The organism is Mesorhizobium sp. M0563, from assembly GCF_040321065.1.
Classification (GTDB): Bacteria; Pseudomonadota; Alphaproteobacteria; order Rhizobiales; family Rhizobiaceae; genus Mesorhizobium.
Genome location: NZ_JAMYQV010000009.1, coordinates 197,355 through 207,364, shown reverse-complemented (window position 1 = coordinate 207,364; position 10,010 = coordinate 197,355). Strand labels below are relative to the sequence as shown.

8 protein-coding genes are annotated in these 10,010 nt (G+C 62.5%); 7 read left to right on the top strand and 1 reads right to left on the bottom strand.

The window, feature by feature from the left end:
- The 7 genes from NKI50_RS14665 to NKI50_RS14635 all read left to right on the top strand — a co-directional run.
- Window positions 1-223, top strand: a 223-nt coding sequence (locus NKI50_RS14665) for a hypothetical protein (protein ID WP_352716977.1), incomplete at its 5' end; no start/stop codon positions are given.
- Between the two features lie 40 nt (window positions 224-263).
- Complete coding sequence (locus tag NKI50_RS14660) at window positions 264-2,060, top strand: acyl-CoA dehydrogenase (protein WP_352716975.1); 1,797 nt, start codon at window positions 264-266, stop codon at window positions 2,058-2,060.
- Window positions 2,061-2,174: 114 nt separating this feature from the next.
- Complete coding sequence (locus tag NKI50_RS14655) at window positions 2,175-3,344, top strand: acyl-CoA dehydrogenase family protein (protein WP_023719511.1); 1,170 nt, start codon at window positions 2,175-2,177, stop codon at window positions 3,342-3,344.
- Between the two features lie 31 nt (window positions 3,345-3,375).
- Window positions 3,376-4,584: an acetyl-CoA C-acetyltransferase gene (locus NKI50_RS14650; protein WP_352547915.1), complete on the top strand. Its 1,209-nt coding sequence runs from the start codon at window positions 3,376-3,378 to the stop codon at window positions 4,582-4,584.
- Window positions 4,585-4,596: 12 nt separating this feature from the next.
- Window positions 4,597-6,816: a 3-hydroxyacyl-CoA dehydrogenase NAD-binding domain-containing protein gene (locus tag NKI50_RS14645; protein ID WP_352716972.1), complete on the top strand. Its 2,220-nt coding sequence runs from the start codon at window positions 4,597-4,599 to the stop codon at window positions 6,814-6,816.
- An 81-nt stretch (window positions 6,817-6,897) separates the two neighbouring features.
- Window positions 6,898-7,542 (top strand): S24 family peptidase, encoded by a 645-nt coding sequence (locus NKI50_RS14640; protein WP_023719508.1) that lies wholly within the window; start codon window positions 6,898-6,900, stop codon window positions 7,540-7,542.
- A gap of 11 nt (window positions 7,543-7,553) precedes the next feature.
- Window positions 7,554-8,390 (top strand): thermonuclease family protein, encoded by an 837-nt coding sequence (locus NKI50_RS14635; protein ID WP_352493783.1) that lies wholly within the window; start codon window positions 7,554-7,556, stop codon window positions 8,388-8,390.
- Here the strand turns inward: NKI50_RS14635 and NKI50_RS14630 are convergent.
- Complete coding sequence (locus tag NKI50_RS14630) at window positions 8,353-10,008, bottom strand: lysine--tRNA ligase (protein WP_352716970.1); 1,656 nt, start codon at window positions 10,006-10,008, stop codon at window positions 8,353-8,355. The two genes, NKI50_RS14635 and NKI50_RS14630, sit on opposite strands and share 38 nt — an antisense overlap.
- Window positions 10,009-10,010 lie beyond the last annotated feature (2 nt).

Below are 10,010 nucleotides of genomic sequence, written 5' to 3'. Positions count from 1 at the left end.
GGCCGCTGCCCTGGGTGGCTACAAAAAAAAACCCTCCCTTTTTCTCACTAATCATACCCGGGGGGCTTGCCCCGCGCGGTTCTTCGTCGTTACCGTCCTTCGCCGTTTGCCGTCTTGGCGCGCGGGAGAAAATTTGCCCCATCGCAGAATTGACGTTTACGCAAACGTCAATATTTGTTATCTCGACCGCAACGTTGGTCCGTCTGCCATCCTCATATGCTGAGGCTGATTTCGGGGCCAAGACCGCATGGTGGAGGAAACGCATGCCGATCTACAGAGCGCCGATCCGGGACACGCTGTTCGTGCTGAACGAGGTGCTGGGCTATCAGCGCTATTCCAATCTTCCCGGATTTTCCGACGCGACGCCGGATGTGCTCGAGGCCATCCTTGCCGAGGGCGCGAAGCTCGCCGAAAACGTCATGCAGCCGCTCAACCGTGTCGGCGACGTGGAAGGTTGTGTGCGCCATGTCGACGGATCGGTGACGACGCCAAAAGGCTTCAAGGAAGCCTTCGACCAGTATCGCGAAGATGGCTGGATGGGGCTCGCCGCACCTGTCGAGTTTGGCGGGCAAGGCTTGCCCTATGCAGTGCATACTGCGGTTGCCGAATATATGGTGTCGGCCAATATGTCGCTGATGATGTATGCCGGACTGACGCAAGGTGCGATCGCTGCGATCATCACCCATGGCACCAAAGAGCAGAAGGCGACATGGTTGCCGAAGCTGGTCGAGGGCGCCTGGACCGGCACCATGAACCTGACCGAGCCGCACTGCGGAACCGATCTCGGCTTGCTGCGCACCAAGGCCGTTCCAAATGGCGACGGCACCTACAGGATCTCCGGCCAGAAGATATTCATCTCGGCCGGCGAGCATGACATGTCGGGAAACATCGTCCACCTCGTGCTGGCCCGTATCGAGGGCGCGCCGGATGGCGTGAAGGGCATCTCGCTGTTCATCGTGCCGAAGCTCAAGCTCGATGCATCAGGCAATCCGGGCGAGAAGAACACCGTCTCCTGTGGCTCGATCGAGGAGAAGATGGGTATCCATGGCAATTCGACCTGCGTCATGAATTATGACGACGCTGAAGGCACACTGCTCGGCGAGGCCAATGGCGGGCTGAAAGCCATGTTCACCATGATGAATGAGGCGCGGCTTGGCGTCGGCCTGCAGGGGCTCTCACTGTCGGAGGTTGCCTATCAGAATGCGGTTTCTTACGCCAAGGATCGTCTGCAGGGCCGCTCGCTGTCAGGGCTGAAGGCGCCGGACAGAAAGGCCGATCCGATCATCGTCCATCCGGACATCCGCCGCAGCCTGATGACCATGAAGGCTTTCAACGAGGCCGGCCGCGCGCTGGCGCTGTGGACGGCGATCAAGTCCGACATCGCTCACCGCTCCGGTGACGACAAGGATCGCCAGGCAGCCGATGACTATACCGGCCTGATGACGCCGGTGGTCAAGGGCGTGCTCACCGACAAGGGTTTCGATCACGCGGTAATGGCGCAGCAGGTGTTCGGAGGCCACGGCTATATAGAAGAGCACGGCATGAGCCAGTTCGTCCGCGATGCCCGCATCGCCATGATCTATGAGGGTGCCAACGGCATCCAGGCACTCGACCTCGTCGGCCGCAAGCTGGCCTTGAATGGCGGTCGCGCGGTGCAGGCGTTCTTTAGGGAAGTCGGCGAGTTCTGCGAGGAGAACCGCACCGACGAGAAGATGGCGCCCTTCACCAAGGCGCTGAAGAAGAGCCTCAACGATCTGCAGGCGGCGACGATGTGGCTGATGCAGAACGGCATGGCCAAGCCCGACAATGCCGGTGCCGCCTCGACCGACTACATGCATCTCTTCGGCCTGGTGGCGCTGGGCTATATGTGGGCGCAGATGGCCAGGGTGGCCGCAGCGAAATTGGCGAATGGCGCCGACGGCGCTTCGTCTTTCTACGACAACAAGCTGGTGACGGCGCGCTTCTTCGTGGAGCGGATCATGCCGGAGACGGCGGCGCACCTTGCCCGCATCTCCAGCGGCGCCGACACATTGATGGCGCTGCCGGCCGAAGCGTTCTAGGCTCCCCTCTTCCTCGCGAGGAGGGTGGCCGCGAAGCGGCCGGGAGAGGGCGCCACGGCAGCGCGCCAGCCTCAATTCTGGCGGCGTGCTTGGAAGGAGGATCAGAGAATAAACATGACCAGTCCCGCCGAAATCCTTGGCCTTCCAAAACCCGCCTGGGCGGCGGACGAGGTCGGCATGCTTTATGACATGGCGCACCGCTTCATGTCGGAAGAGATCGCGCCGCGTTACGACGAGTTCGAGAAGAACGAGATGGTCGACCGCGAAAGCTGGCTGAAGGCGGGTGCGGCCGGCCTGCTCTGCGCCTCGATGCCGGAGGAATATGGCGGCTCGGGCGGCAGCTTCGCGCATGAGAGCGCCATCATCGAGGCGATCGCCCATGTCGGCGTCGACGGGTTCGGCATTGGCCTGCACAATTCGATCGTCGCCCCCTACATCCTCCATTACGGCTCGGACGAGCAGAAGAAGAAATGGCTGCCGAGGCTGGCGACCGGCGAACTGATCGGCGCCATCGCCATGACCGAGCCGGGTGCGGGCTCCGACCTGCAGGGCGTCAAGACGCGCGCCGAAAAGGACGGCAACCAGTACAAGCTCAACGGCTCGAAGACCTTTATCACCAACGGCCAGCTCGCTAACTTCATCATCGTCGTCACCAAGACCGATCCGCAGAAAGGTGCCAAGGGCATCTCGCTGATCGTCGTCGAGACCGACGAGGTGGAGGGCTTCGAGCGCGGCCGCAACCTCGACAAGATCGGCCTCAAGGCCAACGACACGTCGGAACTGTTCTTCAACGACGTGCGTGTGCCGACCTCGAACCTGCTTGGCAACGAGGAAGGCCAGGGCTTCGTCCAGCTGATGCAGCAATTGCCGCAGGAGCGGCTGCAGATCGGCACCACTGCTATCGCCATGGTCGAGCGGGCGCTGGCTCTTACCATCGACTACGTCAAGGAGCGCAAGGCCTTCGGCAAGGCCATCATCGAATTCCAGAACACCCAGTTCAAGCTGGCCGAATTGAAGACCGAGGCGACCATTGGGCGCGTCTTCTATAATGACTGCGTTGCCCGCCACATTAACGGCGGCCTCGACCCGGTGACGGCCTCGATGGCCAAATACTGGCTGTCAGACCTGCAGGGAAAAGTCGTCGACGAATGCCTTCAATTGCATGGCGGCTATGGCTACATGAATGAATATCCGATTGCGCGCATGTTCCGCGACGCCCGCGTCCAGCGCATCTACGGTGGAACCAACGAGATCATGAAATTGCTGATCGGGCGCTCTCTCTGAGCGACTTTCAGCAAACCCAAGGAGCAGGAAAATGGCCGAAGCTTACGTCTATGATGCCGTGCGCACGCCGCGCGGCAGGGGCAAGAAGGATGGCTCGCTGCACGAAGTGCCGGCGGTGCGGCTCGGCGCCAAGGTGCTCGAGGCGATCCGCGACCGCAACGGGCTGGACACCGGCACCGTCGACGACATCATCTTCGGCTGTGTCGATCCGGTTGGCGAGGCGGGTGCAGTCATTCCACGTGCCGCTGCTTTCGAGGCCGGCTACGACACCAAGGCGCCTGGCATGCAGATATCGCGCTTCTGCGCCTCGGGCCTCGACGCCATCAATTTCGGCGCCGCCAAGATCGCGCAAGGCGCCGACGAGATCGTGATTGCCGGTGGCGTCGAATCGATGTCGCGGGTCGGCATGGGCGCCTCCGGCGGCGCCTGGTTCATGGATCCTTCGGTCGGCCTGCCCGGCTGGTTCGTGCCGCAAGGCATATCGGCCGACCTGATCGCCACCAAATACGGGTTTTCGCGCGACGACGTCGATGCCTACGCGGTCGAAAGCCAGAAGCGTGCCGCCAAGGCGTGGGGCGAGGGCCGCTTCAAGAATTCGGTGATCTCGGTCAAGGACCAGAACGGCCTGACCATTCTCGATCACGACGAGCACATGCGGCCTTCGACCGACATGCAGTCGCTGGCCGCGCTCAACCCGTCCTTCGTCATGCCCGGCGAAATGGGCGGCTTCGACGCCGTCGCGGTGCAGAAGCATCCCGAGGTGGAAGAGGTCAACCACGTCCACCATGCCGGAAATTCGTCCGGCATCGTCGATGGCGCGGCGGCCGTGCTGCTCGGCTCGAAAAAGGCGGGAAAGACGCTCGACCTCAAGCCGCGCGCGCGTATCCGCGCCTTTGCCAACATCGGCTCCGAACCGGTGCTGATGCTGACCGGTCCGGTCGACGTCACCGAAAAGCTGTTGAGGCGGGCGAAGATGAAGCTGTCGGACATCGACCTGTTCGAGCTTAACGAGGCCTTCGCTTCGGTGGTGCTGCGCTACATGCAGGCTTTCGACATTCCTCATGACCGGATCAACGTCAATGGCGGCGCCATCGCCATGGGCCATCCGCTGGGCGCCACCGGTGCGATGATCTTCGGTACGGTGCTGGACGAATTGGAACGCCGCGACCTGAACACCGCGCTGGTGACGCTTTGCATCGGCGCCGGCATGGGCACCGCAACGATCATCGAACGCGTCTGACGGAGAGAGATGATGAGCTATACCAATTTCACCCTCGACACCGACGCCGACGGCATTGCTTTGGTCACCTGGGACATGCCGGACCGTTCGATGAACGTCTTCACCCAAGAGGTGACGCTCGAGCTGAACGTCATCGTCGACAAGGTGGCGACCGATGCAGCGATCAAGGCGGCGGTCATTACCTCCGGCAAGGATACGTTCTCGGGCGGCGCCGACATCACCATGCTGCAGAAGATGCTGGCGACCTTCGCCGCCGACAAGGCAAAGGACCCAGAGAAGGCGACCAAGGCGCTGTTCGACAATGCGGGCTATATGAACGGCCTGTTCCGTAAGCTGGAAACCTCGGGTAAGCCGTGGGTTTCGGCGATCAACGGCACCTGCATGGGCGGCGCGTTCGAATTGTCGCTCGCCTGCCATGGCCGTGTCGCGGCCGATTCCGACAAAGTGAGGATGGCACTTCCCGAAGTGAAGATCGGCATTTTCCCCGGCGCCGGCGGAACCCAGCGCGTGCCGCGGCTGACCGACCAGCAGCAGGCGCTGCAAATGCTGACCTCCGGCCAGACGCTGTCGCCGCAGAAGGCCAAGTCGATGGGCCTGATCCATGAGATTGCCGAGCCGGACAAGCTGGTCGAAACCGCCAAGGCGATGATCAGGAACGGCTTGAAACCGGTGGCGCCCTGGGACGAAAAAGGCTTCAAGCTGCCCGGCGCTCCGATCTATTCGGTGGCCGGTGCCAATCTGTGGCCGCCGGCCATCGCCATCCTGCGCCGCGAGACCTATGGCAACTATCCCGCCGCTGCCGCCATCCTGAAATGCGTTTACGAGGGCTTGCTGGTGCCGTTCGACACCGCCTTGCGGATCGAGCAGCGCTACTTCACCGAGATCATGCAGACCAGGGAAGCGGCAGCGATGATCCGCTCGTTGTTCGTGTCGCTCCAGGAACTGAACAAGGGCGCGCGCCGCCCGGCCGGTGTGCCGGAAACGAGGTTTAAGAAGATCGGCGTGCTCGGCGCCGGCTTCATGGGCGCCGGCATTGCCTATGTGACGGCCAAGGCGGGCATTCCGGTGGTGCTGCTCGACCGTGACATGGAGTCTGCCGCCAAGGGCAAGGCGCATTCCGACAACCTTATCTCGGATCAGGTGAAGAAGGGCCGTGCCAAGCCACAGGACAAGGACCAGTTGCTGACGCTGATCACGCCGACGGCCGATTACGCCGATCTCGCCGGCTGCGATCTTGTCGTCGAGGCGGTATTCGAGGATTCGGCCGTAAAGAAGGGCGCCACCGAACAGGCCGAGGCTGTGCTCAAGCCTTCGGCGACCTTCGCCTCGAATACGTCCACCATACCGATTACATCGCTGGCCAGGAATTCGGCGCGGCCAAAGAATTTCATCGGCATCCACTTCTTCTCGCCGGTCGACAAGATGATGCTGGTCGAGATCATCCTCGGCAAGAAGACCGGCGACAAAGCGCTGGCCACCGCGATCGACTTTGTCCGCGCCATCAAGAAAACCCCGATTGTCGTCAACGATACGCGCGGTTTCTATGTCAATCGCTGCGTACTGCGCTACATGTCGGAAGCCTACAAGATGCTGATCGAAGGTGTTCCGGCGCCGATGATCGAGAATGCGGCGAAAGCCGCCGGCATGCCGGTCGGTCCTCTGGCGTTGACCGACGAGACCGCGATCGACCTTGCCCAGAAGATCATGAAGCAGACGATGCGCGATCTCGGCGACAAGGCGGTCGACCCGAAGCAGATGGCGCTGATCAGCACGATGGTCGACACACACGGTCGCTTGGGTCGCAAGAACAGCAAGGGCTTCTACGACTATCCGGCAAAACCTGCCAAGAAGAAGCTGTGGCCAGGCCTCAGGGACCTCTACCCGCAACTGGCGCCGGAGAGGGTCGATTATGAGGAGCTGAAGCAGCGGCTGCTGGTCACCATCGCGCTTGAGGCGGCACGGGTGATGGAGGAGGGCATCGTTACCGATCCACGCGAGGCCGATGTCGGCTCGATCCTGGCCTTCGGCTTCGCGCCCTACACAGGCGGTGCACTGTCCTACATCGACGGCATCGGCGCGAAGAAATTCGTCAAGATCGCCAAGCGCCTGCAGAAGAAATACGGCGCCGAGTTCAGGGCGCCGAAGCTGCTGCTCGACATGGCCGAGAAGGGCGAGACCTTCTATGAGCGTTTCGATCCCTATGACAGGAACGAGGCCAAGGAGGCAGCGTGACGCCGTCTTCGGCGGTGGACAAGATGGCGGCCAAGAGGTAGAACAGGGAAGGTATTTTTTCCTGTTTCGAAGGAGAGCAAGGTGCTCTCGCATGACCGCGTTTGGGCCGCCATCGACGCTCTCGCCGAGCGTTATTCGCTTTCGGCCTCCGGGCTGGCCAGGCGCGCTGGCCTCGACTCGACGGCCTTCAACAAATCGAAGCGGCTGTCCTCGGATGGGCGGCCGCGCTGGCCGTCGACCGAATCGCTCGCCAAGATCATCGAGGCGACCGGCGCCTCGCTGGATGAATTTGCGGGGCTGGTCGAAGGCCGGGGTAATTCCGGCGCACTGCCCGTGCAGAAATCGTCGGTGCCGCTGCTCGGCTTCGCCCAGGCGGGCGCCGGTGGCTTCTTCGACGACGCCGGGTTTCCGGCGGGGCAGGGATGGGACCTGATCGAGCTGCCGGCACGGGCAACCGAAACCTCCTATGCGTTGAAGGTCCAGGGCGATTCCATGCTGCCGCTTTACCGCAATGGCGATGTCCTGATCGTCGAGCCGGGGGCTATCATACGAAAGGGCGATCGCGTCGTCGTCAAGACCAATGCCGGCGAGGTGATGGCCAAGGTGCTCGACCGCCAGACACCGAAGTCGATCGCGCTGGTCTCCCTCAATCCCGATCATCCGGACCGCGACATCCCCATGCGTGATGTCGAATGGGTGGCGCGGATTGTCTGGGCAAGCCAGTAGGCGCGGGGCCGGTGCGTCTGCCTCACCTTGCCTTGGCCGTTCTGGCGATTCCGGCGATGGCCACGGCAATTGTCGCTGGCGGCCGCGCCGTCCAGAACCAAAGCGGCGGCCCTGGCGAGCAAATTCAGGTCAGCGCTGAACCCCAGCCCGCCGCGCCGGCTACGTCGGCCATCTCGAAACCAGAGGCGGCCAAGCAGGCTACGCATTCAAGGGCAATCGATCCGGAAATCGTGGTGCCGCCGCAGCTCGGTTCCGACGAGCTTGAACGGATTGAGCCGCGCGCACCGTTGAGCGATCTGGCATTGGCCGGACTGCCCAGGCCGCCAAAAACGAAAATGCCTGACGACTGGAAAGGCACGAAACTGTTCCAGCCGGTCGCGCCGGCCGCCGGGGTCATCGAGGCAAAGGGCTATTCGATTGCGGTTTCCGGCATCGACATCGTCAAGCAGGACGAGACTTGCACCGACGGCGGCAAGTCTTGGAGTTGCGGCATCCGGGCGCGAACTGCCTTCCGCGCTTTTCTGCGCGGTCGTGCGGTGGTCTGTGCCGTGCCGCCCGAAGGCGGCCGTGACCTGATCGCCGCCGAGTGCCGGATCGGCAATCAGGATATCGGCCAATGGTTGGTCGAAAACGGCTGGGCGCGCGCCGCCAAGGGCGGCGCTTACATAGAAGCCGGCGAGAAGGCGCGTGCAGCGAAAAAGGGCGTCTTCGGGCCGGCGCCGAGCGTCTCAGGCCTGCCGCCGCTCCCGGCTGCGTCGCGATCCGCGCCTGTGGCGCCGGGCTCGATCCTGGAGGAGCAGGACGGCGTCCTCAAGCCGCCAGCTGACCAGCAAGCGCCCGTCGAATGAGCTCACGCGTTTCGGCAATGCCGTAGAGTGCGGCGAAGGAACCGAAGCGCGGCCCGCGTTCCTGACCTATCAGCACCTGATAAATCATCTGGAAGAAGGCGACGGAGACGCCGGGTCCACCCTCAGGGCTCTGCTTGGAACGATCCTGGTAGCGCTCGATCTTGCGCGCGACATTGAGGGCGGCGTTCTGGATCGCCTCGCCGGCGGCGTCAGCGGGCAGCGCGGCGAGCGCTTCCGAAAGTTTGGTCAGCGCCTCGCGCTCGACCGCGTCGGCGGCACGGTACACCTTAGCCGGCTTCACGAAATCGTCGAAATAGCGGATCGCATATTCGGTCAGCCGGTCGAGTTCGGGGTGAGTTGCCGGCGTCACACCCGGTGCGTGGCGCGAAATGAAGCCCCACAGCACGTCCCTGTTCTGCGCATTCGAGGCGCTGACCAGGTTGAGCAGCAGCGCGAACGACACCGGCAGGTCGATGATAGGCGGATTGCCGTCATGCATGTGCCAGACCGGATTGCCCAGCCGTTCTTTCCAATCCTGCTTCTGATAAGCAGAGAGGAACGTGTAATATTCGTCTACCGCCTTCGGGATGACGTCGAAATAAAGCTTCTTCGCGGTTCGCGGGCGCTGGAACATATAAAGGCTAAGGCTCTCGGTCGGCGCATAAGTCAGCCACTCGTCGATGGTTAGCCCATTGCCCTTCGACTTCGAGATCTTCTGGCCGTGCTCGTCGAGGAACAGCTCATAATTGAAGCCCTCCGGCGCTGGAGCATCGAGCGCACGGCAAATCTGCCCGGCGAGCTTGACGGAATCGATCAGATCCTTGCCGGACATCTCGTAATCGACACCGAGTGCTGCCCAGCGCATCGCCCAGTCTGGCTTCCATTGCAGCTTGGCATGACCGCCGGTCACCGGCGTCTCGAAGCGCTCGCCGGTGTCCGGGTCGCGCCACACGATGGTGCCGGCGTCGAGCTTGCGCTCATCGATCGCGACTTGCATGACGATGCCGGTCTTGGGATGGATCGGCAGGAAGGGCGAATAGCTCTGCGCCCGCTCTTCACGCAGCGACGGCAGCATAATTGCCATCACCTTATCGAAGCGCTCGAGCATCTTGAGCAGCGTCGCGTCGAAGCGGCCGGAAGTATAATAGTCGGTCGAGGAAGCGAATTCGTAATCGAAGCCGAAACGGTCGAGGAAGGCGCGCAACCGTGCGTTATTGGCGGCGCCGAAGGACGGATACTCATTGGAGAAAGGGTCCGGTATCCTGGTCAGCGGCTTGCCGAGATACGCGCGCAGCATGTCCTTGTTAGGCACATTGTCCGGCACCTTGCGCAATCCGTCCATGTCATCGGAGAAGCACAGCAGCCGCGTCTTGACCTTGTCTTCGGTCAGCACGCGGAAGGCGTGGCGCACCATAGATGTGCGCGCCACCTCGCCGAAAGTGCCGATATGCGGCAGCCCCGACGGGCCGTAGCCGGTCTCGAACAGCACCGTTTCCGGGTAGCCGCTGCTCGCGTAGCGGGCGACGATCTTTTTCGCTTCCTCGAACGGCCACGCCTTGCTTTCGGCGGCGGCGGTGAGGACTTCCGGGCTGAGATCGATCGGCTGTTGTCCGGCCATGA

Excerpts from the sequence above, each read along its gene's own strand:
- NKI50_RS14660 (WP_352716975.1), top strand. The coding sequence starts at position 264 with ATGCCGATCTACAGAGCGCCGATCCGGGACACGCTGTTCGTGCTGAAC.
- NKI50_RS14655 (WP_023719511.1), top strand. The coding sequence starts at position 2,175 with ATGACCAGTCCCGCCGAAATCCTTGGCCTTCCAAAACCCGCCTGGGCG.
- NKI50_RS14650 (WP_352547915.1), top strand. The coding sequence starts at position 3,376 with ATGGCCGAAGCTTACGTCTATGATGCCGTGCGCACGCCGCGCGGCAGG.
- NKI50_RS14645 (WP_352716972.1), top strand. The coding sequence starts at position 4,597 with ATGAGCTATACCAATTTCACCCTCGACACCGACGCCGACGGCATTGCT.
- NKI50_RS14630 (WP_352716970.1), bottom strand. The coding sequence starts at position 10,008 with ATGGCCGGACAACAGCCGATCGATCTCAGCCCGGAAGTCCTCACCGCC.